Here is a 25868-nt window from a genome sequence, read left to right as displayed (position 1 = left end):
GGGCAGCGTACTGCCCGGCCGCTACCGGAGCCACCATGCCACGCACCCTGCCCCTGATTGCCTGCCTGCTACTGGCCGCCTGTGCCAGCCTGCAGCAGCCCGACCCCGCCACGCTGGACTGCGCCGGCCTGGCACAAGCCGTGGCCGACACCAGCCTGGTGCTGAGCCGCGAGCGCACAAACTTGCGGGCGCCGGTTACACTGAACATCGGCCTGGGCGGCGCGGTAGGTAGCCACGGTAGCATCGGCGTGGGCTTTGGCCTGCCGGTAGGCACCCCGCGCGCCGACGATGACCGCATCCAGGCCCTGGAAGAAAGGCTGGCCCGCCTGCAAAGCCTGCAGCGCCAGCGCCAATGCCCGCCAACTACAGCAAAGCGTCCATGAGCGAACCTACCTGCACCCACAGTTTCACCCCTGTCGATAACGACCGTCTGGCCCGCCTGTGCGGCGCGCTGGACGAAAACCTCAAGCAGATCGAAACCGGGCTGGATGTCAGCATCCAGCGCCGCAGCGAGCAGTTCACCCTGCGCGGCCAGCACGCCGAGGCCGCGCTGGCCCTGCTGCTGCGCTTTTACGATATGGCCGAAAAGCGCGACCTGGGCATACGCGACATCCAGCTGAGCCTGGTGGAAGCCCGCCAGCACAACCCGCAGGGCGCGGACGACGACACGCCGCAGCTGGCCACCCGCCGCCGCGACCTCAAGGGCCGCACCCCGCGCCAGGGCGCCTACATCAAGGCCATTTTCGGCCACGACATTACCTTTGGCATCGGCCCGGCCGGTACCGGCAAAACCTATCTGGCAGTAGCCTGCGCGGTAGACGCCATGGAGCGCGACGCGGTGAAGCGCATCGTGCTGGTACGCCCGGCGGTGGAAGCCGGCGAGAAACTGGGCTTCCTGCCCGGCGACCTGGCACAAAAGGTAGACCCCTACCTGCGCCCGCTGTACGACGCGCTGTACGACCTGATGGGCTTTGACAAAGTGGCGCGCCTGTTCGAAAAGAACCTGATCGAAATCGCCCCGCTGGCCTATATGCGCGGCCGCACGCTGAACAACGCCTTCATCATTCTGGACGAGGCGCAGAACACCACGCCCGAACAAATGAAGATGTTCCTCACCCGTATCGGCTTTGGCTCGCGCGCCGTGATTACCGGCGACGTGACCCAGATCGACCTGGCGCGCCACCAGAAAAGCGGCCTGGTCGAAGTAGAGCGCATCCTGGGCAAGGTGCGCGGCATCCATTTCCACCATTTCCAGAGCGACGACGTGGTGCGCCACCCGCTGGTGCAGAAGATCGTCGACGCTTACGACCACTATCAGGCAAGACAAGATGAAAAAAGCGAAACGTAACTCCTTCCTGCAAAGGTTGGCCGCACGGCTGGACCTGACCCTGGAAGACCGCCTGGAAAGCGAACAGCCGCTGCCGGACGGCAAACAATGGCGCCGCTGGTGCCAGGCCGCCCTGCAACGCCAGCATCGCCAGGCGCAGGTATCGCTGCTGGTGGTAGACGAGGCCGAAGGCCGCCAGCTGAACCACGACTACCGCGGCAAGGACTACGCCACCAATGTGCTGTCCTTCGCGCTGAACGAAGGCGACACCGTGGCGGGCATGCCACTGTTTGGCGACCTGGTATTCTGTGCCCCGGTGGTCGCCCGCGAGGCCGCCGAGCAAGGCAAGACGCTGGATGCGCACTACGCCCACCTCACCGTACACGGCATGCTGCACCTGCAGGGCTTTGACCACGAGCAGGACGACGAGGCCAACATCATGGAAGCGCTTGAAACCGCCATCCTCGCCAAGTTAGGCTATGACGACCCTTACGCCGCAGAGAAAACCTGACCCCACCTATGGACGACCCCAGTAAACCCGCCAGTTGGTTTGACCGCCTGCTAAACCGCTTTACCCACGAGCCGGAAGACCGCGAAGAGCTGCGCGAGCAGCTGCACGCCGCCTTCGAGCGCAACCTGATGGACGCCGAGGCGCTGTCCATGATCGAAGGCGTGCTGTCGTTCTCGGAGCAAAGCGTGCGCGACGTGATGGTGCAGCGCAGCCAGATTACCGTACTGAAGCTGGAAGACAGCATCGAGAAATGGCTGCCGCAGCTCATCGAAACCGGGCATTCGCGCTTTCCGGTGATCGGCGACGACAAGGACGACATCAAAGGCATCCTGCTGGCCAAAGACCTGCTGCACTACTTTCACCAGCCCGACGCCTTCGACGTGAAAAAGGTCCTGCGCCCGGTGGTGTTCGTGCCGGAAAGCAAACCGCTCAATGCGCTGCTGCGCGACTTTCGCGCCAGCAAAACGCATATGGCCATCGTGGTGGATGAATACGGCGGCGTGTCCGGCCTGGTGACCATCGAAGACGTGCTGGAAGAAATCGTGGGCGAGATCGACGACGAGCACGACCTGGAAGAACAAGAAGACGATATCGTGCCGGTGCGCGGCGGGCGCTACCGCGTACGCGCCACCACCGCCATCGACGACTTCAACACCTTCTTCGACAGCACCCTGCCCGACGACGAAGTCGACACCGTCGGCGGCCTGGTGATGGCCAACCTGGGCTACGTGCCCACCCGTGGCGAGGGTCTGCAGCTGGACGACTGGCACTTTACCGTGATCCGCGCCGACAGCCGCCGCCTGCACGCCCTGCTGGTAGAGCGGCGCGCCGCCAAGCCTAGCTGACATGCTGCGTCACGCACTCACCCTGCTGCTGGCCGCGCTGGCCGGGGCCAGCACCGTACTGGCCTTTGCCCCCTACCGCCTGTACTGGGTGGCCCTGCTGGCGCTGGCGGCGCTGATCCTGCTGGTACAACGTTGGCCGCAGCGCGCCTTTGGCCTGGCCTGGGTGTGGGGCGTAGCCGCCTACACCAGCCAGTTCTACTGGATCTACATCAGCCTGCACGATATTGGCGGCATGCCCTCGCTGCTGGCTGGCGGCATGACCCTGCTGCTGCCCATGTACCTGGCGCTCTACCCCGGCCTGGCCGCCTGGCTGGCCGCCCGCATGCACCATCTACCTGCCGTGCGCTGGCTGGTGGTGTTCCCCGCGGCGTGGACACTGGGCGAATGGCTGCGCAGCTGGGTATTTACCGGCTTCCCCTGGGGCGCCATCGGCTATAGCCAGATTACCGAAAGCCCGCTCGCCGGCCTGGCACCGGTAGGCGGCATCCACGCCGTTACCCTGGCGGTAGCGCTAAGCGCCGGCGTGCTGGCGCTGCTGCCGCAGGCCAGCCTGCATATTGCCAGGCGCGCGGCTCTGGGCGGCTTGCTGCTGGCGCTGTGGGGCGGCAGCGGCTGGCTACAGCAACAAAGCTGGACCACGCCTGCCGGCGCCCCACTGCGCGTGGCTCTACTGCAGGGCAATATCCCGCAGGCGCTGAAATGGGACCCGGCCACCTTCGACTTTACCCTGGCCACCTACTACCGCATGGTGGTGCAAGCGCCGCAGGCCGAGCTGACCCTGCTACCGGAAACCGCGCTACCCGTCTTCCTGGACGACCTGCCCTCCGGCTACCTCACCATGATCAACGGCGTAGCCGACCGTAAAAAGACCGCACTGGTCGCCGGCATCCCGCGCCGCACGCCGGATGGCCGTGGCTACCTGAACGCCGTTATCGCACTGAACCAGCCCACGCAGGACTACTACGCGAAAAACCACCTGGTACCGTTTGGCGAATTCATCCCGCTGCCCGCCATCACCAGCTGGATCTACCAGTTTCTGCGCATGCCGCTGTCCGGCTTTACCCCCGGCGGTGCGGCGCAGCCGCCGTTGACCATCGGCCAGCAAAAGGTTGCGTTCAATATCTGCTACGAAGACGGCTTTGGCGAAGAGCTGATCGGCCCGGCAGCCAACGCGACCGTGCTGGCCAACGTCAGCAACCTGGCGTGGTTTGGTAAAAGCAACGCCATGAGCCAGCACCTGCAGCTGTCGCAGGCGCGGGCGCTGGAAACCGGCCGCCCCATGCTGCGCGCCACCAATACCGGCATGACTGCTGCCATCGACCACCGCGGCGAGCTGATCGCCGCTGCCGCGCCGGACACGCGCCAGACGCTGCTGGCCACGGTACAGGGCCATAGCGGCCTGACACCGTATATGCGCCACGGCAACGCGCCGGTTCTGCTGCTATGCGCCGCGCTGCTGCTAGTTGCCGGTGGCTGGGGGCTATGGCACCGCCGTGCGGCGCAACGCAACGGCCACGCAACCGCGTAAAAACACGGTGGGCAACGCCACTGCCCACCTGCTTGCTGACACGCAGAGCTTGGCCATCGGGCACGTGCAGGTGCAGGTGGCTGATACCCACATCATCACGGCAGCGGGTGGGTGACGCCACGCGGGCGTTGTCCACGCTGCTCACGACTAGTGCATTATTTCCAAGCCAAACTGATATCAATATTGCATGGATAAATCACCGCATGCTTCCATAAGGATCCATCAGCTACGTGCGTAGCATTGCTAGCTGGAGACAAACCGACAGCCCAAGGATGAGCCATGGAAGCAGTGAGCCTAGTCGTCATGATTGAAGTGATCCCCAGGCAACGCGATGCCCAGCTTGATCTGTACAGGAAACTTAAGCCATTAGTTGACGCCGAGCCGGGGTGTTTGCAGTACACGCTATTCTCGGATGCTGCTGACGAAAATAGATTTGTGCTGCTTGAAAAATGGGCTACTCAAAGTGCGCTTGATGCACACGATGTCACCGCGCATATGATTGCTGCCGATGCCCTTAGCCCTACTTTCCGGGCAGGTCCTGCACGGGTGATCAAAATGACTGCAATCCAAGCCTAGTCCGGCATCAGTGCCTGTTAACGCTATTGTTATGTAGCGGCGCCTGGCAAGCGGCGGCAATGCGCGAAAAACCGGGCCCAGCAGGGTGTCCCTGCCGGCACGGTTTGACAAATCAAGATAAAAGGTTGGCCGCATGCCCTGTGACAGGAATGCGGCCAACCTTTTATCTGCCGTGGCGGGCAGGACACGTACCTACACACGCCAGTTAATCAATGCAGGCTAAAACTTACACCTGAAAACGCGACACCATGCTGCGCAGGCGCTGGGTCAGCTCGTTCAGCTCGCCAATGGCCTGCGACGACTGGCCGGAGGCGGCGGCGTTGCTGGCGGCAGCCTGGGCAATTTGCTCCACATTGCGGGTGATCTCTTCGCTGGCGTGGCCTTGCTCGGCCAGCGCCTGCGAGATGTCTTTCACCACCCCCACCACGCCGTTGGCACTGTCGCGGATCTGGTGGATGGCCTCGCCGCCCTGTTCGGCCAGCGCCAGGCCGGCTTTCACGCGGTTGACCGCTTCTTCCATATTGCTGCGCGAGGCTTCGGAGCCCGCCTGAATCTCGTTGATCATGCCGGCGATTTCCTGCGTGGCGGCGGCAGTACGCTCGGACAGCTTGCGCACCTCGTCGGCCACCACGGCAAAGCCACGGCCCATTTCGCCGGCGCGCGCGGCCTCGATAGCGGCATTCAGCGCCAGCAGGTTGGTCTGGTCGGCAATGTCCTTGATCACCTGCATGATGGTGGAGATGGTTTGCGTCTTGCTCACCAGGTCGCCAATGGTGCCAGCCGCCTGATCGACCGCGCTATTGATGCGCTGCATTTCGCTGACGGCGCTGGCAATCACCTCACCGCCCTGGTTGGACAGCTGGCCGGAGCTGGCCGATACGGTACGGGCATGCTCGGCCAGCTCGGCAATCTGTTTGATGCTGGCGGTAAGCTGCTCGATGGACGCTGCCATTTCGGTGGCAGCGTGGCTTTGCTGGCCCGAGCTGCTGGCCACGGCGGCAGCGCTACCGGCAATATTGCCGGCCATGCCGGACAAGGTACTGCTGCTACCGGCAATGCCGCCCACCAGCTCGCGCAGGTGCTTTTGCATATCGGCAACGGCAGCCAGCAGGCTGTCTTTGTCACCGGCGGCCAACGGTACCTGCACGTTCAGGTCGCCCTGGGCGATGCGGTGCACTACGTCGCGTGTCAGCGCCGGGTCACCGCCCAGCTGTTGCATCACGCTACGGCGAATCAGGTAGCCCACCGTTACCACCAGCGCCACTGCCAGCAATACTTCAATAATCAAAGCATAAGCCTGCTGCATGAAGCCGGCTTGCACGTCGTCCAGATAGATGCCCGTGCCCAGCACCCAGCCCCAGCCGGCCGTGGTGGCGATATAGGAAATCTTGTCCTGCGGGGTATCAAAGCCCGGCTTGTCCCACACGTAGGCAGCCAGGCCTTTGCCGCCACCGCTTTGCAGTGCTTGCTCGAACAGCGGCTTCAGTGGCACGCCAGCGGCGTCTTTCACGCTGTTCAGGTTTTTGCCTATCATGGCGGCCTTCGCACCATGGGCTACCCAGTTCCACTCGCGATCAAAGGCAAAAAAGTACTCGCGTTCGTCGTAACGCATGGCGTTCAGCACCGAGGCCGCCTGCTTCTTGGCTTCGGTTTCGCTCAACGCGCCGCTGCTGGCCTTGTCTTCGTAGGCTTTTACCACGGTCATGGCGGATTCCACCAGGTTGCGCACTTTGACCTGACGGTCTTGCAGCATGGTGGCGCGTTCGTGCATCAGCGACAATACACCCAGCACACAGAGAATTACTGTCACCAGCACTACCTGAAGCTGCAACCTGCGCTTCAGCGACAAACCAGCGTTTTTTTGCATTCCATCACTCCTGTGAAGCATTTTTATTAAATCAGGCCGCTTTGTGCGACACATTTGTATCAAGTAATTTAAGCCGCATCGCACAGTTTGTCATTGTCTTAAACAAAAAAAACCCGGCCAAAGCCGGGTTGAAGCTGCGATACAAGGGTTATCCCCCTATCGTGGACAGAGCATTACTTCATGGTGGGCATGACAAACTCGGCGGTGAGCTTGTCTGGCCAGCGCGTGGTGATGGTTTTCATGCGCGTGTAGAAGCGCACGCCTTCCGGGCCATGCATGTGGTGGTCGCCAAACAGCGATGCTTTCCAGCCGCCAAAGCTGTGGAAAGCCATCGGCACCGGGATGGGCACGTTCACGCCCACCATGCCCACCTGGATACGGTGGCCAAACTCGCGCGCGGCGGCGCCGGAGCGGGTAAAGATGCTGGTGCCGTTGGCGTACTGGTGGCTGTTGATCAGCTGCACCGCGGTGTCGAAATCCGGCACGCGCACGATGGACAGCACCGGGCCGAAGATTTCTTCGCGGTAGATGGTCATCTCGGGGGTGACGTTATCGAACAGGCTAGGGCCCAGGAAGAAGCCGTTTTCGTAGCCGGTGTGGCGGTAGCCACGGCCATCCACCACCAGTTTGGCGCCTTCGTCTACGCCCTGGTCGATATAGCCCGCTACTTTCTGCTGGTGCACACGGGTCACCAGCGGGCCCATTTCGGCGGCGGCGTCGTTGCCCACGCCGATCTTCAGCTGGCGGGCGCGTGCGGCCAGCTTCTCTACCAGCGCGTCGGCAATATCACCTACCGCCAGCGCCACCGAAATGGCCATGCAGCGCTCGCCTGCCGAGCCATAAGCGGCACCGATCAGCGCTTCTACCGTACCGTCCAGGTCGGCATCCGGCATCACTACCATGTGGTTCTTGGCACCGCCCAGCGCCTGCACGCGCTTGCCGTGACGGGCACCGGTTTCGTAGATGTACTGGGCGATAGGCGTGGAGCCGACAAAACTGATGGCCTGTACGTCCGGGTGAGTCAACAGGCCGTCTACCGCCTGCTTGTCGCCGTGTAGTACGTTGAACACACCGTCGGGCAGGCCGGCTTGCTTGAGCAGCTTGGCCAGGAACATGGCGGCGGACGGGTCGCGCTCGGACGGCTTCAGGATAAAGGTGTTACCGCAAGCCAACGCCACCGGAATCATCCACAGCGGCACCATGGCCGGGAAGTTGAACGGGGTGATACCGGCGACCACACCCAGCGGCTGGCGCAGGCTGTGGCTGTCGATACCGCTACCGACCTGCTCGGTGAACTCGCCCTTCAGCAACTGCGGAATACCGCAGGCAAACTCGACAACTTCCAGGCCACGGGTCACTTCGCCCATGGCGTCCGATACCACCTTGCCGTGCTCTTGCGAAATGATCTCGGCCAGCTTTTGCGCATTGTCTTCCAGCAGGGCTTTGAACTTGAACATCACGCGGGCGCGTTTCAGTGGCGAGGTCTCGGCCCAGGCCGGAAAGGCACGACGGGCGGCCGCCACAGCGGCGTTGATATCGTCGTCGCTGGCCAAAGGGACGCGGGCAATGACTTCGCCCAGCGCCGGGTTGTAAACGTCGGCAAAGCGGCTGCCCTGGCCTGCATGCAGCTCGCCAGCAATCAGGTGTGGAATGGTTTTCATGGTGTCAGCTTTATCAATGTCAGTATCAGGCTACTGCGGCCAACGTTGGCCGCAGCGTGCCGGGGATTAGTCGGCTTCGTGAATGGCTTCGCCGATGGTGGCAAACAGGCGGTCGATCTCGGCTTCGCTGATGATCAGCGGTGGCGACACGGCGATGATGTCACCGGTAAAGCGCACCAGTACGCCTTTTTCCCAGCATTTCAGGAACACATCCATGCCGCGTGCACCTGGCGCACCCGGGCGGCTATCCAGCTCGATACCGGCCACCAGGCCCAGGTTACGGATGTCCTTGATATGGCGGGTGCCGCGCAGCGCGTGGGCTTTTTCTTCGAAGCGCGGCGCCAGGTTGGCCGCGCGCTGGAACAAGCCTTCGTCGCGGTACAGATCCAGCGTGGCTACCGAGGCAGCGCAGGCCAGCGGGTGGGCCGAATAGGTGTAGCCATGCGGGAACTCGATGGCTCGCTCGGCGGCAGCCGCCATGAAGGCATCGTGGATGGCCGGCTTGACGATCAGCGCGCCCATCGGCACCACGCCGTTGGACAAGCCTTTGGCGCAGGTGATGATGTCCGGCAGCACATCGAACTTGTTGGCAGCCCAGTCGGCCCCCAGGCGGCCAAAGCCGGTGATGACTTCATCAAAAATCAGCAGGATGCCGTACTTGTCGCAAATCTCGCGCAGGCGCTTCAGGTAGCCTTTGGGTGGAATCAGTACGCCGGTAGAACCGGCCATGGGCTCCACGATCACGGCCGCAATGGTAGACGGGTCGTGCAGCGTGGTGATGCGCGCTTCCAGCTCGTCGGCAAACTCGGCACCGAACTCCGGCTCGCCGCGGGTAAAGGCGTTACGCGCCAGGTCGTGCGTAGAGCGGATATGGTCGGTAGCCGGCAGGGCCACCGGGAACAGCTTGCGATTGCCGGCAATGCCACCTACCGAGATGCCACCAAAGTTCACACCGTGGTAGCCGCGCTCGCGGCCAACCAGCTTCACACGGCCGGCATCGCCACGCACACGATGGTAAGCAATGGCCATTTTCAAGGCGGTATCGGCCGCCTCGGAGCCCGAGTTCACAAAGAACACTTTATCCAGCCCGGCCGGGGCCATCTCGGCCAGCCGCTCAGCAGCCTCGAATGCCTTGGGGTGGCCCATCTGGAACGGCGGTGCGTAGTCTAGCGTAGCCGCCTGGCGCTGGATGGCCTCTACGATAGGCTTGCGATTGTGGCCGGCATTGACACACCACAGCCCGGCGCAGCCGTCCAGAATGCTACGACCTGCGTCGTCCTGATAGTACATACCATCTGCGCTGACCAGCATGCGCGGGTTGGCCTTGAAGTGGCGGTTTGCCGTAAACGGCATCCAGAAAGCGTCCATTGCTTGGGGGTTCATTGCGGTGTCTCCTCTGCCTAATTGCAGCCTGATGACCTAAATGTAGGTGCCAAACCAGTACAGTTACAGGTACAGTTAGCATGCAAATACACCAAACCGTACTGGTAAAAAAATAGGTACAGTCATGAACCGCTATCAAAGCTTCCTGGACCCCAGCCAGCGCACCAAGGTAGAACAGCTGGTACGCGGCATCCAGCAAGCCATCCGCGAGGGGCGCCTGACACCAGGCAGCAAGCTGCCATCCATCCGTGCCATTGCCAAAGATATTGGCGCCAGCCCGTTCACGGTAAGCGAAGCCTACGACAGGCTGGTACAGGAAGGCTGGCTACTCTCCAGAGCGGGCTCCGGCTTTTACGCACAGCGCAAACAACAAAGCCCCAGCCAGGCGGTGCGCAAACAGCTCAGCGATCTGCCGCTGGATGGTGACTGGCTGCTTAGCGGGATCTATCAAGGGGAACAGCAGGGCATTCTGGCAGGCTGCGGCTGGCTACCCGCCAGCTGGTACGACGATCAGGCCCAGGTACGCGCCCTTCGCAAGATTGCACGCGAGCAGGTCACCGGAATGACCTATGGCCACCCGCAAGGCTTGTTGTTGCTACGCGAGTTTCTGGCCGAAAAACTGGGCCTGCAGGGCATCAGCTGTCACGCAGAGGAGATCCTGCTCACTCAGGGTGCCACGCACGCGCTGGATATCGTGTGCAGCACCCTGCGGCTGGATGGTAGCGCCGTACTGATCGACAACCCAGGCTATTGCAACCTGCTATCAGCGCTGCGTTTCAGGGGATGCCAGCTGCTACCGGTTAACTGGACGCCCAACGGGCCTGACCTGCAACTGCTGGAACAACTGATGCAGCAACACCGGCCGCGGGTATTTTTTACCAATCCCTGGCTACACAACCCCACAGGCGCCAGCTATGCACCACACATCGCACACGGTGTACTGCGATTGGCACAGCAGTACGATGTGTTGCTGGTAGAAGATAATGTCTCTGCCGACCTGCTGGCCCAAGCCGGGCCCAGCCTTGCGGCGATGGACGGCCTGCGTCAGGTGATGCACATCGGCAGCTTCAGCAAGGCGCTAAGCCCGGCGCTGAGAGTGGGCTATCTGCTAGCACCCGCGCGCTGGCAAGCCGCACTCACACGCGCCAAAATGTTGGCCGCATTGACCTCGTCTACCCATACCGAACGGCTGGCCTACGAGCTGGCAAGCGATAGCAAATACAAAAAACAGAATAGCCGGTTGATAGAGCGCATCGCTCAGAGCACCAGCAAGGCGGTGGCACACTTCGAACAGCTGGGCTGGCAGGTATTCCAGCCCAATAGTAAAAGCATGTTCATCTGGGCCAGGCCGCCACAGGGTGTATCCATCGATCAGGAAAGCGCGCGGCAGCAGCAGATCTATCTGGCGCCAGGCGATCTTTTCAGTAGCGATGGCAGCGGTACGCCCTACTACCGCTTCAATGCCGCGTATCTGGATAACAGCCGGTTCTGGCAATGGTTGACCGCGCAACAATAGAAAAAGCCAGCGCAAGCGCTGGCTTTTTCTACAGAGGCTGTCGATTACTCGGCGGCTTCTTCTACTACCACTTCACCTTCCGGACGGTCTACCAGTTCTACCAGTGCCATCGGAGCGTTGTCGCCCTGACGGAAGCCGTACTTCAGGATACGTACATAACCACCGTTACGGGCAGCGTAGCGCGGGCCCAGAACGTCAAACAGTTTTACAACCATTTCGCGGTCACGAGTACGGTCGAAAGCCAGACGACGGTTGGCCAGAGAAGGCTTCTTACCCAGGGTAATCAGCGGCTCGGCTACGCGACGCAGTTCTTTTGCTTTCGGCAGGGTAGTCACGATAACTTCGTGACGGAGCAACGAGTTCGCCATGTTGCGAAGCATCGCCAGGCGATGGCTGCTCGTGCGGTTCAGTTTACGATTGCTATTACGATGACGCATTGTAGTGTCCTTTTATCCCAAACTTACGGCTTCTCGAGGCCAGCCGGAGGCCAGTTTTCGAGCTTCATGCCGAGTGTCAGGCCTTTAGAAGCGAGAACTTCCTTGATCTCGTTCAGCGACTTACGACCAAGGTTCGGGGTCTTCAGCAGCTCGGTTTCCGTACGCTGAATCAGATCACCGATGTAGTAAATGTTCTCGGCCTTCAGACAATTGGCGGAACGAACAGTAAGTTCGAGATCATCGACCGGGCGCAACAAGATCGGATCGATCGGTGGCGCCTTCTCAACGACTTCCTCAACTGCTGTACCTTGCAAGTCTGCAAAGATCGACAGCTGATCTACCAGAATGCGGGCCGCCAGGCGTACCGCTTCTTCCGGCTCGATCACACCGTTGGTCTCGATGTCCAGTACCAGACGGTCAAGGTCGGTACGTTGTTCTACACGGGCGCTTTCAACATTGAAGCTGACGCGGCGCACCGGGGAGAAGGAAGCATCAAGCTGGATGGTGCCAATCGCACGATTGTCATCGTGGTTGATACGGGCAGCTACCGGCTGGTAGCCACGGCCTTTCTCAACCTTGATTTCCATATCGATTTTACCGCCAGCAGACAGATAGCAGATTACGTGATCAGGATTGATCACTTCTACATCATGCGGCAGTTCGATGTCACCAGCCAGGACAGGACCTTCACCTTCCTTTTTCAAGGAAAGAATCAGGCTGTCACGACCATGCAGCTTAAGCACTACGCCCTTCAGGTTCAGGAGGATGTCAACGACATCTTCCCGAACACCGTCAAGAGCGGAATACTCATGCAAAACGCCAGCGATTGTTACTTCGGTCGGAGCATAGCCCGGCATGGAAGAGAGCAGAATACGACGCAGGGCGTTACCCAGAGTATGGGCATAGCCGCGTTCGAACGGCTCCATCGACACACGAGCATGTGTAGCCGAAACCGGCTGCACATCGATCAGTCGCGGTTTCAGAAATTCCGAAGCGCTGTTTTGCATAGTCATTCCTTAAGAGCTAGCGATTACTTGGAGTAGAATTCCACAACGAGTTGTTCGTTGATATCGCTAGACAACTCGGAACGCTCAGGAGCAGTTTTGAAGACACCTTCCATCTTTTTGGTGTCAACAGCTACCCATGCCGGGAAGCCAATCTGCTCAGCCAAAGCCAGACCTTCTTGAATACGAACCTGCTTCTTGGACTTCTCACGAACAGCAACCACATCACCAGCTTTAACCTGGTAAGAAGGGATGTTCACGAGAGCGCCATTCACGGTGATCGCTTTGTGGCTTACCAGTTGGCGAGCTTCTGCGCGAGTGGAACCGAAGCCCATGCGATAAACAACGTTATCCAGACGAGCTTCCAGGATCTTCAGCAGGTTTTCACCAGTGGAGCCTTGGCGACGTGCAGCTTCGGCGAAGTATTTACGGAACTGACGTTCCATAATGCCGTAGATGCGACGTACTTTTTGTTTTTCACGCAGTTGAACACCGAAGTCGGACAGACGGGTGTTCTTGGCGCCATGCTGACCAGGTGCAGTATCCAGCTTGCACTTGGTATCCAGAGCACGACGAGCGCTCTTCAGGAAGAGGTCAGTCCCTTCGCGACGAGCGAGCTTACATTTAGGGCCGGTATAACGTGCCATTTCTCAGACTCTCCGAAATTAGATACGACGTTTCTTGGGAGGACGGCAGCCGTTGTGCGGGACTGGCGTCACGTCAGAGATGCTGGTCACTTTGAAACCCAGAGCATTCAGTGCGCGCACGGAAGACTCACGGCCTGGACCGGGACCCTTGATGCGAACTTCCAGGTTTTTTACGCCGTATTCTTGGGCAACTTTACCAGCGTGCTCTGCTGCTACCTGAGCGGCAAAGGGTGTACTTTTACGCGAGCCTTTAAAGCCAGCACCGCCGGAGGTAGCCCAAGACAAAGCATTTCCTTGACGATCGGTGATGGTAATGATGGTGTTATTGAAGGAAGCGTGCACGTGCACGATACCGTCGCTAACAGACTTGCGTACTTTTTTGCGTACACGGACAGCTGTGTTTGCTTTAGCCATTATCTGTGTTCCTTAAAATTACTTCTTACCGGCGATAGCCTTGCGCGGACCTTTGCGGGTACGAGCATTGGTACGAGTGCGCTGACCACGGCACGGCAGACCACGACGATGACGGAAGCCACGATAGGAACCCATGTCCATCAGACGTTTGATGCTCATGGTGATTTCACGACGCAGATCACCTTCAACGGTGAACTTGGCGACTTCTACACGCAGAGACTCCATCTCGGCTTCGGTCAGATCCTTCACTTTCGAAGAAGGATTGATACCAGCGGAAGCACAAATGTGCTTAGCGCGGGTAGCACCAATGCCATAGATAGCCTGCAGGCCGATAACGGCATGCGCATGATTGGGGATGTTTACCCCTGCAATACGGGCCATTCTCTTTCCTTAAGCCTTAAGCTTGAAAAGGTTGCGATTGTAACACGACAAAACCAAGCTAACAAATGTTAGCCTTGTTTTTGTTTGTGACGCGGATCAGTGCAGATCACTCGAACAACACGGTTGCGACGAATGATTTTGCAGTTACGGCAAATTTTCTTTACCGAAGGTTGTACACGCATTTCAGTTCCTTTCTATCTGAAAAGAGCAAGTGCGATTACTTCGCACGGAACACGATACGGGCACGAGACAGGTCATACGGTGTCATCTCCACCGTTACCTTGTCACCCGGCAAAATGCGGATGTAATGCATACGCATTTTGCCAGAGATGTAACCCAGAACAACGTGTCCATTTTCGAGCTTGACCCGGAAGGTTGCGTTTGGCAGCGTTTCCAGGACTTCACCCTGCATCTGGATAGTATCTTCTTTCGCCATAAAACCAGTTACCGTCTACCTTAACGATTACCGCCACTCTTGAAGTTTGCTTTCTTGAGCAGGCCTTCGTACTGATGGGAAAGAACATACGACTGTACTTGCGCCATGAAATCCATCGTTACAACTACCATGATCAGCAGAGAAGTACCGCCAAAGTAGAATGGAACGTTCCAGCTAAGGATCAGGAACTCGGGCATCAAGCAAACAAGTGTGATGTAGATCGCACCAATCAAAGTGAGGCGGAGAATGATCTTCTCGATATACCGCGAAGTCTGCTCGCCTGGGCGGATTCCGGGAATAAATGCCCCACTCTTCTTCAGGTTATCTGCCGTTTCCTTGGGGTTGAATACCAAGGCGGTGTAGAAGTAACAGAAGAAAATGATTGCCGCAGCGTACAGCAACACGTATACCGGCTGGCCAGGATGAAGCTTGTCTGCAATAGACTTCAGCACGCCAAGGCCTTCGGTATTACCGAACCAACCCAACACCGTCGCCGGGAACAGGATAATGCTGGACGCAAAAATCGGTGGAATTACACCGGCCATGTTCAGCTTCAGCGGCATGTGGGTACTCTGACCCTGCACAACGCGGTTGCCTACTTGGCGCTTGGCGTAGTTAACCAGAACTTTACGCTGGCCCCGTTCCACGAATACAACCAGATAGGTTACCGCGATCACTGCAACAAACAGCGCGATCACCAGCAGGATAGGCAGGGAACCTTGGCTAGTCAGCGTCAGGGTCTTACCGATCGCAGCAGGCACACCGGCAGCAATACCTGCGCAGATGATCAGGGAAATGCCATTACCCAAGCCTCGTTCCGTGATCTGCTCACCAAGCCACATCAGGAACATGGTACCGGTTACCAGCGAAACAACTGTCGTTACATAGAACTCCAGCTGCGGCACGATCACCAGACCAGGCTGTTTAAATAGCATTACCGCGATACCAAAGCTCTGGAAGCTAGCCAGTGCCAAGGTTGCATAACGTGTGTACTGAGTTATTTTGCGACGTCCCGCATCGCCCTCTTTCTTCAACTGCTTAAGTGCCGGAACAATCTCCGACGCAAGCTGAAGAACGATAGAGGCAGAAATATACGGCATAATGCCCAAGGCAAACACCGTAAATCTCTGCAAGGCGCCTCCCGAGAACATGTTAAACATGTCCAGGAGGCCCGTTTGCGACGACTGGAACAACTTCGCTAGTTCTGCAGGATTGATACCAGGCACCGGCACATGAGCACCGATACGGTAAACAATCAAAGCTCCGACCAAAAACAAGATACGGCGCTTAAGATCACCAAACTTGTTGGCGTTTCCAACTAGAGAAGTATTCGCCACGGATTGCGCCTTATTCTACGAAACTGCCACCAGCAGCTTCGATCGCAGCTTTAGCACCAGCGGTAGCAGCAACGCCACGCAGGGTAAATGCACGATCAACGGAGCCGGACAGGATCAGTTTGGCACCCAGTGCTTGCACAGGTACCAGACCAGCCTGTTTCAGGGACAGCAGATCCACCTCGGCAACTGGCAGCAAAGCCAGCTCGGACAGGCGAACTTCAGCCACATCACCAGCAGTCAGGGACTTGAAGCCACGCTTCGGCAGGCGACGTTGCAGTGGCATTTGACCACCTTCGAAGCCTACTTTGTGGAAGCCACCTGCACGGCTTTTCTGACCCTTATGGCCACGACCAGCGGTTTTACCCAGGCCGCTACCAATGCCACGACCTACACGACGCTTGGCGTGTTTGGCACCAGCGGCAGGCTTAATGGTATTCAGCAACATTTATCAGCCCTCGCTCTTAACCAGGTAGCTGATCTTGTTGATCATGCCACGGTTAGCTGCAGTGTCGATAACTTCAACGGTCTGATTGATTTTCTTCAGACCGAGACCACGTGCGCAAGCCTTGTGCGATTCAATACGACCAATCAGGCTCTTAACCAGAGTCACTTTGATGGTTTTGATATCACTCATGATCTGCCCCCAGAATCTGCTCTACGGTCAGACCACGCTTGGCTGCAATTTGAGCCGGAGTGTGGATCTTGCTCAGACCGTCCAGAGTTGCACGAACCACGTTGTACGGGTTGGTGGAACCGTGGATTTTGGCCGAAACGTTGTGCACGCCCAGGGCTTCAAATACAGCACGCATCGGGCCGCCAGCTTTAACACCGGCACCTTCTTTAGCCGGCTGCATGAACACGGTGGTAGCACCGTGCTTGCCTACGACTGCGTGATGCAGGGTACCGTTTTTCAGCGGTACTTTAATCATGTTGCGACGTGCTTGTTCCATGCCTTTTTGTACAGCAGCAGGAACCTCTTTGGAACGGCCCTTACCCATGCCGATACCACCGTCGCCATCACCTACGACAGTCAGAGCCGAGAAGGCCATGATACGACCACCCTTCACCACTTTGGTGACACGGTTTACGCCGATCATTTTCTCGATCAGACCATCGCCACGATCTTCGATCTCGTGCTTAGCCATTCTTAACTCCGATTAGAATACAAGACCGTTTTCACGGGCAGCGTCTGCCAAGGCCTTGATGCGACCATGGTATTTGAAGCCGGAACGATCGAATGCAACTTGGCTTACGCCAGCAGCTTTGGCTTTTTCGGCAATTGCTTTGCCAACCACAACAGCTGCAGCAACGTTGCCACCGTTTGCAAGATTAGCGCGCACATCAGCTTCAAGACTGGAAGCACTTGCCAGAACACGGCTGCCAGTTTCGTCAATGACCTGAGCGTAAATGTGGCTATTAGTGCGGTATACGCACAGACGAGCCATCTTGAGCTCCGCAATACGTGCACGGGTTTTGCGTGCGCGGCGGAGTCGAGTCTGTTTCTTGTCCATTTCAGTGCCTCAATTACTTCTTCTTGGTCTCTTTCAGAACCACAACCTCATCAACGTAACGAACACCTTTGCCTTTGTATGGCTCTGGGGAACGGTATGCGCGGATTTCGGCAGCAACCTGGCCAACGCGCTGTTTGTCAGCACCTTTGATCAGGATTTCGGTCTGAGTCGGTGTTTCGCACTTGATGCCAGCTGGCATCTGGTGAACTACCGGGTGGGAGAAACCGAGAGACAGGTTAAGAGCGTCACCTTGAGCTTGCGCACGGTAACCTACACCTACCAGTTGCAGTTTCTTCTCGAAGCCTTTGCTAACACCAAGAACCATGTTGTTCAGCAGGGCACGCAGAGTGCCAGACATCGAACGGGCAAATTTGGTGTCATTGTTGGCCGCAAAAACCAGTTGGTTATCAACCAGTTTTACGTCAACGTCGGCACACAGCGGGGTGCTCAAAGAGCCCAGCGCGCCCTTTACGGTTACTTCAGCAGCGCCGAACTTAACTTCTACGCCTGCAGGAATAACCACGGGGTTTTTAGCTACGCGAGACATTACACCCTCCGATTAAGCCACGACGCACAGCAACTCACCGCCGATACCGGCAGCACGTGCTTTACGATCAGTCATTACGCCACGCGAAGTCGAAACGATGGTAACGCCCAAACCGTTCAGTACCTTCGGAATCTCGGTGGAACCTTTGTAAACACGCAGGCCAGGACGGGATACGCGTTCGATACGCTCAATTACCGGGCGGCCAACGTAGTACTTCAGCTCAACTTCCAGAACCGGCTTTTTATCAGCTTCGGTTACTGCGAAGTTTTCGATGTAGCCTTCATCCTTCAGAACCTGAGCGATTGCTACCTTCAGCTTCGACGATGGCATCGAAACGTTGGTTTTAGCAGCGCGCTGGCCGTTACGGATGCGAGTCAGCATATCGGAAATAGGATCTTGCATGCTCATTCTGTATCTCCTATTACCAGCTGGCTTTAACAACACCCGGGATTTCGCCTTTCATGGCGATTTCACGGAGTTTGTTACGAGCCAGACCGAATTTGCGGAAAACGCCACGCGGACGACCAGTCAGTGCGCAGCGACGACGCTGACGTACCGGGCTGGCATTACGCGGCAGCTGCTGCAGCTTCAGACGAGCAGCAAAGCGCTCTTCTTCAGACAAATTCGGGTTATTGATGATGGCGAGAAGCTGTTCACGCTTGCCGGCGTACTTAGCCACGAGCTTCGCGCGCTTCTCTTCACGATTAATCAGAGCAAGAGTTGCCATGTGCTTAGCCCTTAAACGGGAATTTGAACGCAGCCAGCAGTGCGCGGGCTTCTTCGTCAGTTTTCGCGGAAGTCGTGATAGTAATGTTCATACCACGCAGAGCATCGATCTTGTCGTACTCGATTTCCGGGAAAATGATCTGTTCTTTAACGCCCATGTTGTAGTTACCGCGGCCGTCAAACGACTTGGCGGAAACACCACGGAAGTCACGAACGCGCGGCAACGAGATAGTTACCAGGCGGTCCAGGAACTCGTACATGCGTTCGCGACGCAGAGTTACCTTGCAACCTACCGGGTAGTTATCACGGATTTTAAAGCCAGCGATGGACTTGCGAGCAGCAGTAACAACTGGCTTCTGACCAGCAATCTTTTCCAGATCGCCAACCGCGTGGTCCATAACTTTCTTGTCAGCAACCGCTTCGCCAACACCCATGTTCAGGGTGATCTTTTCAATGCGCGGCACTTCCATAACGGACTTGTAGCCGAATTGTTTGATCAGCTCTGGAACAACGGTGCTTTTGTAGAAATCATACAAACGTGCCATTTTTGCTCCTTACGCGCCCACGATTTCGCCAGTGGACTTGAAGACACGTACTTTTTTGCCGTCATCAAGAACCTTAAAGCCAACACGGTCAGCTTTCTGGGTAGCCGCGTTGAAAATAGCGACATTGGAAACATCCAGAGGCATTGTTTTCTCAACAATACCACCAGCCACACCGCGGATCGGGTTAGGCTTCTGGTGTTTTTTCACCAGGTTGATGCCTTCTACCAATACCTTGCCTTCGAGCACGCGCAGTACAGCACCACGTTTGCCTTTGTCTTTGCCGGTGATTACGACGACTTCGTCGCCTTTACGAATCTTACGCATGGGTTCTCTCCTTACAACACTTCAGGAGCCAGCGACACGATCTTCATGAAGCGCTCGGTACGCAGTTCACGCGTAACAGGCCCGAAGATACGAGTACCGATCGGCTCAAGCTTGTTGTTGAGCAGAACAGCCGCATTGCTGTCAAATTTAATCAGAGAGCCATCAGGACGACGTACGCCTTTAGCAGTGCGAACCACTACAGCGTTGTAAACATCACCCTTCTTGACACGACCACGAGGAGCAGCATCCTTGATGCTCACCTTGATAATGTCACCCACGCCGGCATAGCGACGTTTGGAGCCGCCCAACACTTTGATGCACATAACAGAGCGCGCACCAGTGTTGTCTGCAACATCCAAAATGGACTGCATTTGAATCATGTTTGATTACCTTTCTATCCAACTTAATTCCGCCTCTTTCCTTCCGAACATGAAGGAAACGCCGCAAAATGCGGCGTGTCTAGCGGCCAGTCTTGGACCCCGTCAGGGATGATTTCGGAGGAACCCCCGAAAACAGCCATTATACAGAGGGGTTGCCCCCTCTGCAAGCATTACACTTGGCGAGCTTTCTCGACCAGTGCAGTGACAGCCCAAGTTTTTGTTTTCGAGAGCGGACGAGTCTCGCTGATGACTACGATGTCACCAGCGCGGAACTCGTTGTTCTCATCATGGGCGTGAAACTTCTTGGAACGACGGATAACTTTACCGTAGATTGGGTGCTTTACTTTGCGCTCAACCAGTACAGTTACTGTCTTATCCATTTTGTCGCTGACTACTTTACCAGTCAGCGTACGAACCACTTTAGTGTCGCTCATATTATGCAGCCTTCTCTTTCAGAACGGTGCGGACACGCGCGATGTCACGACGCACTTTTTTCAGCTCGCTGTTTTTAGCCAGCTGCTGGGTTGCGTGTTGCATGCGCAGTGCGAACTGAGCTTTCAAAAGACCGAGCAGTTCGGCTTTGAGCTCATCAACGTTCTTGGCTCTCAGTTCAGTCGCTTTCATTACTGGCCCACCTGTTTAGTCACAAACACCGTCGGAATTGGCAGCTTGGCAGCAGCCAGACGGAACGCTTCACGAGCCAGTTCTTCAGCAACGCCGTCCATTTCGTACAGCATCTTACCTGGCTGAATTTCTGCCACGTAGTATTCAGGAGAACCTTTACCCCCACCCATACGAACTTCGGCAGGTTTGGAAGTAATTGGCTTGTCCGGGAATACACGGATCCAGATACGACCGCCACGCTTGATGTGACGGGTCATAGCACGACGTGCAGCTTCAATCTGGCGAGCAGTCAGACGACCACGGCCCAGAGCTTTCAGACCGAAGTCACCAAAGCTCACCTTGTTGCCACGGGTAGCAATACCAGTATTGCGACCTTTGTGCTGTTTACGGTATTTGAGTCTAGTTGGCTGCAGCATTACGAGCTCCTGCCTTTCTGGATTTCTTCTCAGGTGCTACCGGGGCTGCCTGAACCTGACCTGGCTTCATGTCACCCTTGTAGACCCATACCTTGATACCGATTACACCGTAGGTGGTGTGGGCTTCGGAAGTAGCGTAGTCCACGTCTGCACGCAGAGTGTGCAGCGGAACACGACCTTCGCGATACCACTCGCTACGGGCAATATCGATACCGTTCAGACGGCCGGAGCTCATGATCTTGATGCCCTGAGCACCCATGCGCATTGCATTTTGCATGGAACGCTTCATGGCACGACGGAACATAACGCGCTTTTCCAGCTGGGAAGCGATACCATCGGCAATGATCTGCGCATCGATTTCCGGCTTGCGAACTTCTTCGATGTTCACATGCACAGGAACACCCATGCGACGCTGCAGTTCTTTTTTCAGAACTTCGATGTCTTCACCTTTTTTACCGATTACAACACCTGGACGGGCGCTGTGAATGGTAATGCGGGCGGACTTGGCTGGACGCTCGATAACGATGCGGCCAACTGCAGCATGAGCGAGCTTCTTCTTCAGGAATTCACGAACTTCGATATCCTGCTTCAGCTGACCTGCAAAATCGTGCGAGTTTGCAAACCACTTGGAAGCCCAGTTTTTTGTTACTGCGAGACGGAAACCCGTCGGATGAATCTTCTGACCCATAGCTTACCCCTTAGTTGCCAACACTTAGCGTGATGTGGCAGGTCTGCTTCTCGATGCGGTTACCACGGCCTTTGGCACGTGCGGTAAAGCGCTTGAGGCTAGGACCCTTGTCAACATAGATGCTCGTCACTTTCAGAGTATCGATATCCGCGCCTTCGTTGTGCTCAGCGTTCGCAATAGCGGATTCCAGTACTTTCTTGATCAGTGCAGCACCCTTTTTCGGGCTGAAAGTCAGAATGTTCAGTGCCTGACCAACGGATTGACCGCGGATCAGATCTGCTACCAAGCGGCACTTCTGTGCCGAAAGGCGTGCATTATTCAGTTGTGCAGAAACTTTCATCGCATCACCTTATTTCTTCTTGGCCTTCTTATCAGCCGCATGGCCTTTGAAGGTACGAGTCAGCGAGAATTCACCAAGCTTGTGACCAACCATGTTCTCGGACACATAAACCGGCACGTGAGTGCGGCCGTTGTGTACGGCGATAGTCAGACCGATGAAGTCCGGCAGAATGGTCGAGCGACGGGACCAGGTTTTGATCGGGCGCTTGTCATTCGTCGCACGCACCGCATCCACTTTTTTCAGCAGGTGGAGATCAACGAACGGGCCTTTTTTAAGCGAACGTGCCATAAGTCAATTACCCCTTATTTCGAAAAGCGACGGCGTACGATCATATTGTCGGTACGCTTGTTGCGACGGGTACGGAAGCCCTTAGTTGGGGTACCCCATGGGCTTACTGGCACGCGACCTTCACCGGTACGGCCTTCACCACCACCGTGCGGGTGATCCACCGGGTTCATGGCAGTACCACGAACGGTCGGACGAATACCGCGCCAGCGGTTTGCACCGGCTTTACCAATCTTACGCAGGCTGTGCTCTTCGTTGCCAACTTCGCCAACAGTAGCGCGGCAGTCAACGTGTACCTTGCGGATCTCGCCGGAGCGCAGACGCAGCTGGGCGTAAACGCCTTCGCGGGCCAGCAGCATGGCAGAAGAACCAGCGGAACGAGCGATCTGAGCACCTTTACCCGGCTGCAGTTCGATGCAGTGGATGGTGGTACCAACTGGAATGTTGCGGATAGGCAGGGCATTACCAGCTTTGATCGGAGCTTCAGCACCGGACATCAGCTCGGCACCCGGCTTAACACCACGCGGAGCGATGATGTAACGACGCTCACCGTCGGCATAGCACAGCAGTGCGATGTGCGCGGTACGGTTCGGATCGTATTCGATACGCTCAACCTTGGCCGGAATCGCATCTTTGTTGCGACGGAAGTCTACGATACGGTAGTGCTTCTTGTGGCCACCACCTTTGTGACGGGTAGTGATGTGACCGTTGTTATTACGGCCAGCAGTCGAAGTTTTCTTTTCAACCAGCGCAGCGAACGGAGCACCTTTGTGCAGGTCTGGATGTACGACCTTGACAACGGCACGACGACCTGCGGAAGTCGGTTTAACTTTTACGAGAGGCATGCTCTATCTCCTTACTCCGCAACGGCCGGGGTGGCGGTCAGGTCAAGTTCTTGACCCGGAACCAGGCTTACATACGCCTTTTTCCAGTCCTTGCGGCGGCCAACGAAGCGACCAAAACGCTTGGTTTTGCCCTTAACGTTGACAGTGGAAACACCTTCAACCTTGACATTGAACAGCAGTTCAACGGCAGCCTTGATTTCCGGCTTAGTTGCATCGGTAGCAACGCGGAAAGCAACCTGCTGGTTTTTCTCGGCAACCAGTGTGCTCTTTTCAGACACGATCGGCGCCAGGATTACTTGCAGCAAACGTTCCTGGTTCATACCCACTGCTCCTCGAGTTGCTTCACGGCATCACGGGTGATTACCACTTTCTTGAAGCGTACCAGGCTGAACGGGTCAGCTTGCTGAGCTTCAATTACCAGCACGTTAGGCAGGTTACGGGAAGATAGATACAGATTCTCATCCAGCTCTTTGGTGATGATCAGTGCACGATCCAGACCCAGTGCTTTCACCTTGGCGGCGAACTCTTTGGTCTTCGGCGTAGCAACATTCAGCTCATCAACAATGATCAGGCGTTCGTCACGAACCAGCTGGGACAGAATAGTAGCCATACCAGCACGGTATTGCTTACGGTTCACTTTGTGAGTGAAGTTTTCGTCCGGCTTGTTCGGGAAGGTGCGGCCACCACCACGCCACAGCGGGGAGGAAGTCATACCGGCACGAGCACGGCCTGTACCTTTCTGGCGGAAAGGCTTCTTGGTCGAGTGTTTAACCTCGGCACGAGTCAACTGCGCACGGTTACCGCTACGGGCGTTAGCCAGGAAGGCAGTAACAACCTGATGTACCAGTGCTTCGTTGTAGTCACGTGCAAACAGTGCTTCAGAAGCTTGCAGGGCGTCTACTTGCTGACCCTGGGCATTGATCACTTTCAATTCCATTATGCACCTGCCTTCACGCTAGGACGCACCACTACGTCGCCGTTCTTGGCACCAGGCACTGCGCCTTTTACCAGAATCAGTTGACGCTCTACGTCGATACGAACGACTTCCAAGCACTGAACAGTGCTCTTCACATTACCGTACTGACCTGCCATGCGCTTACCCGGGAATACACGGCCCGGATCTTGCGCCTGACCGATAGAGCCAGGGGAGTTGTGGGAAACCGAGTTACCGTGGGATGCACGGTTGGACGAGAAGTTGTGACGCTTGATGGCGCCAGAGAAGCCTTTACCTTTGGAGGTACCGGTAACATCTACCAGTTGGCCAACGGTGAAGATTTCAACGGACAGCGCATCACCAACATTCAGCGACGCCAGTGCTTCTGCAGTGAGGGTGAACTCACGCATAGTACGAGCGGCTTCAATGCCGGCCTTAGCGAAGTGACCGGCTTCTGCCTTGGTCACACGATTGGCCTTGCGGGCACCTGCAGCAACTTGGACAGCTACGTAGCCATCGGTTTCTGCGTTTTTAATTTGCGATACGCGGTTTGCGGACATATCCAGCACAGTTACTGGGACGGTTGCGCCGTCTTCAGCAAAAATGCGGGTCATGCCGACTTTGCGACCGACTAGACCTAAAGTCATGGTTATTTCCTTTACAGGCGCCGATTACGATTGACCGGCTTGCTCAAAGAAAAGCGGACTCATCAAAATGATGAGTCCGCGACTTTATCACAGAAAAATCAATGCTTGCAAGCACTTAGCAAACAAACATTGTAAATCCGTAATTACTGAAGCTTGATTTCCACATCCACGCCAGCTGGCAGGTCCAGCTTCATCAGCGCATCAACGGTTTTATCAGTCGGATCAACGATGTCCATCAGGCGCAGGTGGGTACGGATTTCCAGCTGATCGCGGGAAGTCTTGTTCACGTGCGGGGAACGCAGCACGTTGAAACGCTCGATTTTGGTCGGCAGCGGAACCGGGCCTTTAACAACAGCACCAGTGCGCTTGGCGGTTTCAACGATTTCCTGAGCAGAGCGATCGATCAGATTGTAATCAAAGGCTTTCAGACGGATACGGATTTTCTGGCTTTGCATGGTATTAACTCCGCGTCCGATTAGGCGATGATTTTAGCAACAACGCCGGCGCCAACAGTACGGCCACCTTCACGGATCGCGAAACGCAGGCCATCTTCCATAGCGATCGGAGCGATCAGTTCTACGGTGATTTCTACGTTATCACCTGGCATAACCATTTCCACGCCTTCGGACAGGCTAACAGCACCAGTCACGTCAGTAGTACGGAAGTAGAACTGTGGGCGGTAGTTAGCGAAGAACGGAGTGTGACGGCCGCCTTCGTCTTTGCTCAGTACGTATACGGAAGCAGAGAACTTGGTGTGCGGAGTGATGGAACCCGGCTTGGACAGAACCTGACCACGCTCAACGTCTTCACGCTTGGTGCCACGCAGCAGCACGCCTACGTTGTCACCAGCCTGACCCTGGTCCAGCAGCTTGCGGAACATTTCCACGCCGGTGCAGGTGGTTTTTACGGTGGCTTTCAGGCCAACGATTTCCAGTTCTTCACCAACTTTAACGATACCGCGCTCTACACGACCGGTAACCACGGTGCCGCGGCCGGAGATGGAGAATACGTCTTCGATCGGCAGCAGGAACGGCTTGTCGATAGCACGCTCTGGAGTCGGGATGTAGGAATCCAGGGCATCTGCCAGACGGAAGATGGCTGGTTCGCCGTATTCGGATTGGTCGCCTTCCAGTGCCAGACGAGCGGAACCGGTAACGATCGGGGTGTCATCGCCTGGGAAGTCGTA

At 56.9% G+C, this 25868-nt stretch carries 40 protein-coding genes; 7 read left to right on the top strand and 33 right to left on the bottom strand.

Features of this window, described 5'->3' with window-relative positions:
• Positions 1 to 35 precede the first annotated feature (35 nt).
• The 6 genes from PQU95_RS13080 (at position 36) to PQU95_RS13055 (ending at position 4787) form a co-directional block, all read left to right on the top strand.
• Positions 36 to 383, top strand: coding sequence for a hypothetical protein (locus PQU95_RS13080; RefSeq protein ID WP_272752415.1), 348 nt, complete (start codon positions 36 to 38; stop codon positions 381 to 383).
• Positions 380 to 1348 carry a PhoH family protein gene (locus tag PQU95_RS13075; RefSeq protein ID WP_272752414.1) on the top strand — a complete coding sequence of 323 codons (969 nt, stop codon included), beginning with the start codon at positions 380 to 382 and terminating at the stop codon, positions 1346 to 1348. Before PQU95_RS13080 ends, PQU95_RS13075 begins: the two co-directional genes overlap by 4 nt.
• Positions 1329 to 1838: an rRNA maturation RNase YbeY gene (gene ybeY / locus PQU95_RS13070; protein WP_272752413.1), complete on the top strand. Its 510-nt coding sequence runs from the start codon at positions 1329 to 1331 to the stop codon at positions 1836 to 1838. The genes PQU95_RS13075 and ybeY overlap by 20 nt, the downstream gene beginning before the upstream one ends.
• Before the next feature lie 8 nt (positions 1839 to 1846).
• Entirely contained in the window at positions 1847 to 2683 is an 837-nt protein-coding gene (locus PQU95_RS13065) for a CorC family transporter (RefSeq protein ID WP_017507343.1), read from the top strand.
• 1 nt (position 2684) lies between these two features.
• Complete coding sequence (gene lnt, locus PQU95_RS13060) at positions 2685 to 4211, top strand: apolipoprotein N-acyltransferase (protein ID WP_272752412.1); 1527 nt, start codon at positions 2685 to 2687, stop codon at positions 4209 to 4211.
• A gap of 279 nt (positions 4212 to 4490) precedes the next feature.
• Positions 4491 to 4787: a putative quinol monooxygenase gene (locus tag PQU95_RS13055; protein ID WP_272752411.1), complete on the top strand. Its 297-nt coding sequence runs from the start codon at positions 4491 to 4493 to the stop codon at positions 4785 to 4787.
• Between the two features lie 226 nt (positions 4788 to 5013).
• Here the strand turns inward: PQU95_RS13055 and PQU95_RS13050 are convergent, their stop codons facing one another.
• The 3 genes from PQU95_RS13050 to aptA form a co-directional block, all read right to left on the bottom strand.
• Positions 5014 to 6654 (bottom strand): methyl-accepting chemotaxis protein, encoded by a 1641-nt coding sequence (locus PQU95_RS13050; protein WP_272752410.1) that lies wholly within the window; start codon positions 6652 to 6654, stop codon positions 5014 to 5016.
• A 173-nt stretch (positions 6655 to 6827) separates the two neighbouring features.
• Positions 6828 to 8315 (bottom strand): CoA-acylating methylmalonate-semialdehyde dehydrogenase, encoded by a 1488-nt coding sequence (locus PQU95_RS13045; RefSeq protein ID WP_272752409.1) that lies wholly within the window; start codon positions 8313 to 8315, stop codon positions 6828 to 6830.
• 66 nt (positions 8316 to 8381) lie between these two features.
• Complete coding sequence (aptA, locus tag PQU95_RS13040) at positions 8382 to 9698, bottom strand: omega-aminotransferase AptA (protein WP_272752408.1); 1317 nt, start codon at positions 9696 to 9698, stop codon at positions 8382 to 8384.
• A 124-nt stretch (positions 9699 to 9822) separates the two neighbouring features.
• On the opposite strand from aptA, the gene PQU95_RS13035 reads away from it, so the two are divergent.
• Entirely contained in the window at positions 9823 to 11214 is a 1392-nt protein-coding gene (locus PQU95_RS13035; RefSeq protein ID WP_272752407.1) for an aminotransferase-like domain-containing protein, read from the top strand.
• 44 nt (positions 11215 to 11258) lie between these two features.
• Here PQU95_RS13035 and rplQ read toward each other — a convergent pair whose 3' ends face one another.
• The 30 genes from rplQ to PQU95_RS12885 form a co-directional block, all read right to left on the bottom strand.
• Positions 11259 to 11651 carry a 50S ribosomal protein L17 gene (gene rplQ, locus PQU95_RS13030; protein ID WP_026107677.1) on the bottom strand — a complete coding sequence of 131 codons (393 nt, stop codon included), beginning with the start codon at positions 11649 to 11651 and terminating at the stop codon, positions 11259 to 11261.
• A gap of 23 nt (positions 11652 to 11674) precedes the next feature.
• The gene (locus PQU95_RS13025) at positions 11675 to 12658 is read right to left on the bottom strand and encodes a DNA-directed RNA polymerase subunit alpha (RefSeq protein WP_026107678.1); all 984 of its coding nucleotides are present in this window, start codon (positions 12656 to 12658) and stop codon (positions 11675 to 11677) included.
• A gap of 23 nt (positions 12659 to 12681) precedes the next feature.
• Positions 12682 to 13302: a 30S ribosomal protein S4 gene (gene rpsD / locus PQU95_RS13020; RefSeq protein ID WP_147686575.1), complete on the bottom strand. Its 621-nt coding sequence runs from the start codon at positions 13300 to 13302 to the stop codon at positions 12682 to 12684.
• 18 nt (positions 13303 to 13320) lie between these two features.
• Complete coding sequence (gene rpsK, locus PQU95_RS13015) at positions 13321 to 13716, bottom strand: 30S ribosomal protein S11 (RefSeq protein WP_017507353.1); 396 nt, start codon at positions 13714 to 13716, stop codon at positions 13321 to 13323.
• An 18-nt stretch (positions 13717 to 13734) separates the two neighbouring features.
• Positions 13735 to 14097: a 30S ribosomal protein S13 gene (gene rpsM / locus PQU95_RS13010; protein ID WP_017507354.1), complete on the bottom strand. Its 363-nt coding sequence runs from the start codon at positions 14095 to 14097 to the stop codon at positions 13735 to 13737.
• A 68-nt stretch (positions 14098 to 14165) separates the two neighbouring features.
• Positions 14166 to 14279 carry a 50S ribosomal protein L36 gene (gene rpmJ, locus PQU95_RS13005; protein WP_011137711.1) on the bottom strand — a complete coding sequence of 38 codons (114 nt, stop codon included), beginning with the start codon at positions 14277 to 14279 and terminating at the stop codon, positions 14166 to 14168.
• A 35-nt stretch (positions 14280 to 14314) separates the two neighbouring features.
• Complete coding sequence (infA, locus tag PQU95_RS13000; protein WP_017507355.1) at positions 14315 to 14533, bottom strand: translation initiation factor IF-1; 219 nt, start codon at positions 14531 to 14533, stop codon at positions 14315 to 14317.
• 20 nt (positions 14534 to 14553) lie between these two features.
• Complete coding sequence (secY, locus tag PQU95_RS12995) at positions 14554 to 15870, bottom strand: preprotein translocase subunit SecY (protein WP_272752406.1); 1317 nt, start codon at positions 15868 to 15870, stop codon at positions 14554 to 14556.
• 10 nt (positions 15871 to 15880) lie between these two features.
• Positions 15881 to 16315: a 50S ribosomal protein L15 gene (gene rplO / locus PQU95_RS12990; protein ID WP_147686571.1), complete on the bottom strand. Its 435-nt coding sequence runs from the start codon at positions 16313 to 16315 to the stop codon at positions 15881 to 15883.
• Between the two features lie 3 nt (positions 16316 to 16318).
• Positions 16319 to 16504 carry a 50S ribosomal protein L30 gene (gene rpmD, locus PQU95_RS12985; protein WP_017507358.1) on the bottom strand — a complete coding sequence of 62 codons (186 nt, stop codon included), beginning with the start codon at positions 16502 to 16504 and terminating at the stop codon, positions 16319 to 16321.
• Positions 16497 to 17015 (bottom strand): 30S ribosomal protein S5, encoded by a 519-nt coding sequence (gene rpsE, locus PQU95_RS12980; RefSeq protein WP_017507359.1) that lies wholly within the window; start codon positions 17013 to 17015, stop codon positions 16497 to 16499. Before rpsE ends, rpmD begins: the two co-directional genes overlap by 8 nt.
• A gap of 12 nt (positions 17016 to 17027) precedes the next feature.
• On the bottom strand, positions 17028 to 17381 hold the full coding sequence (gene rplR, locus PQU95_RS12975; RefSeq protein ID WP_017507360.1) for a 50S ribosomal protein L18: 354 nt from the start codon (positions 17379 to 17381) through the stop codon (positions 17028 to 17030).
• Positions 17382 to 17394: 13 nt separating this feature from the next.
• On the bottom strand, positions 17395 to 17928 hold the full coding sequence (gene rplF, locus PQU95_RS12970; protein ID WP_017507361.1) for a 50S ribosomal protein L6: 534 nt from the start codon (positions 17926 to 17928) through the stop codon (positions 17395 to 17397).
• Positions 17929 to 17940: 12 nt separating this feature from the next.
• Complete coding sequence (gene rpsH / locus PQU95_RS12965) at positions 17941 to 18336, bottom strand: 30S ribosomal protein S8 (RefSeq protein WP_026107679.1); 396 nt, start codon at positions 18334 to 18336, stop codon at positions 17941 to 17943.
• 13 nt (positions 18337 to 18349) lie between these two features.
• Complete coding sequence (gene rpsN / locus PQU95_RS12960) at positions 18350 to 18655, bottom strand: 30S ribosomal protein S14 (protein WP_026107680.1); 306 nt, start codon at positions 18653 to 18655, stop codon at positions 18350 to 18352.
• A gap of 4 nt (positions 18656 to 18659) precedes the next feature.
• A complete protein-coding gene (gene rplE, locus PQU95_RS12955) occupies positions 18660 to 19199 on the bottom strand; it encodes a 50S ribosomal protein L5 (RefSeq protein ID WP_017507364.1) in 540 nt (179 codons plus the stop codon).
• A 9-nt stretch (positions 19200 to 19208) separates the two neighbouring features.
• The gene (gene rplX, locus PQU95_RS12950; RefSeq protein ID WP_017507365.1) at positions 19209 to 19523 is read right to left on the bottom strand and encodes a 50S ribosomal protein L24; all 315 of its coding nucleotides are present in this window, start codon (positions 19521 to 19523) and stop codon (positions 19209 to 19211) included.
• Positions 19524 to 19534: 11 nt separating this feature from the next.
• Complete coding sequence (gene rplN, locus PQU95_RS12945) at positions 19535 to 19903, bottom strand: 50S ribosomal protein L14 (protein ID WP_017507366.1); 369 nt, start codon at positions 19901 to 19903, stop codon at positions 19535 to 19537.
• A gap of 170 nt (positions 19904 to 20073) precedes the next feature.
• On the bottom strand, positions 20074 to 20337 hold the full coding sequence (gene rpsQ, locus PQU95_RS12940) for a 30S ribosomal protein S17 (RefSeq protein WP_017507367.1): 264 nt from the start codon (positions 20335 to 20337) through the stop codon (positions 20074 to 20076).
• Position 20338: 1 nt separating this feature from the next.
• Positions 20339 to 20527 carry a 50S ribosomal protein L29 gene (gene rpmC / locus PQU95_RS12935; protein ID WP_017507368.1) on the bottom strand — a complete coding sequence of 63 codons (189 nt, stop codon included), beginning with the start codon at positions 20525 to 20527 and terminating at the stop codon, positions 20339 to 20341.
• Positions 20527 to 20943, bottom strand: coding sequence for a 50S ribosomal protein L16 (gene rplP, locus PQU95_RS12930; protein WP_017507369.1), 417 nt, complete (start codon positions 20941 to 20943; stop codon positions 20527 to 20529). Before rplP ends, rpmC begins: the two co-directional genes overlap by 1 nt.
• Entirely contained in the window at positions 20927 to 21631 is a 705-nt protein-coding gene (rpsC, locus tag PQU95_RS12925; RefSeq protein WP_017507370.1) for a 30S ribosomal protein S3, read from the bottom strand. The genes rplP and rpsC overlap by 17 nt, the downstream gene beginning before the upstream one ends.
• Positions 21632 to 21641: 10 nt before the next feature.
• The gene (gene rplV / locus PQU95_RS12920; protein ID WP_017507371.1) at positions 21642 to 21971 is read right to left on the bottom strand and encodes a 50S ribosomal protein L22; all 330 of its coding nucleotides are present in this window, start codon (positions 21969 to 21971) and stop codon (positions 21642 to 21644) included.
• Positions 21972 to 21980: 9 nt separating this feature from the next.
• Entirely contained in the window at positions 21981 to 22259 is a 279-nt protein-coding gene (rpsS, locus tag PQU95_RS12915; protein ID WP_017507372.1) for a 30S ribosomal protein S19, read from the bottom strand.
• Positions 22260 to 22273: 14 nt separating this feature from the next.
• Positions 22274 to 23101 carry a 50S ribosomal protein L2 gene (gene rplB, locus PQU95_RS12910; RefSeq protein WP_017507373.1) on the bottom strand — a complete coding sequence of 276 codons (828 nt, stop codon included), beginning with the start codon at positions 23099 to 23101 and terminating at the stop codon, positions 22274 to 22276.
• An 11-nt stretch (positions 23102 to 23112) separates the two neighbouring features.
• Entirely contained in the window at positions 23113 to 23421 is a 309-nt protein-coding gene (gene rplW, locus PQU95_RS12905; RefSeq protein ID WP_017507374.1) for a 50S ribosomal protein L23, read from the bottom strand.
• On the bottom strand, positions 23418 to 24038 hold the full coding sequence (rplD, locus tag PQU95_RS12900) for a 50S ribosomal protein L4 (RefSeq protein WP_017507375.1): 621 nt from the start codon (positions 24036 to 24038) through the stop codon (positions 23418 to 23420). Before rplD ends, rplW begins: the two co-directional genes overlap by 4 nt.
• A complete protein-coding gene (rplC, locus tag PQU95_RS12895) occupies positions 24038 to 24682 on the bottom strand; it encodes a 50S ribosomal protein L3 (protein WP_020480219.1) in 645 nt (214 codons plus the stop codon). Before rplC ends, rplD begins: the two co-directional genes overlap by 1 nt.
• A 143-nt stretch (positions 24683 to 24825) precedes the next feature.
• A complete protein-coding gene (gene rpsJ / locus PQU95_RS12890) occupies positions 24826 to 25137 on the bottom strand; it encodes a 30S ribosomal protein S10 (protein WP_017507377.1) in 312 nt (103 codons plus the stop codon).
• 20 nt (positions 25138 to 25157) lie between these two features.
• Positions 25158 to 25868: EF-Tu C-terminal domain-related protein (locus PQU95_RS12885; RefSeq protein ID WP_272752405.1), on the bottom strand; the 711-nt coding region annotated here is incomplete at its 5' end.

Origin of the sequence: Vogesella aquatica, assembly GCF_028548455.1 — a bacterium.
Taxonomy (GTDB): Bacteria; Pseudomonadota; Gammaproteobacteria; order Burkholderiales; family Chromobacteriaceae; genus Vogesella; species Vogesella aquatica.
Note: the sequence above shows the minus strand (reverse complement) of the source record. Positions and strands in the feature narration are given on the sequence as shown.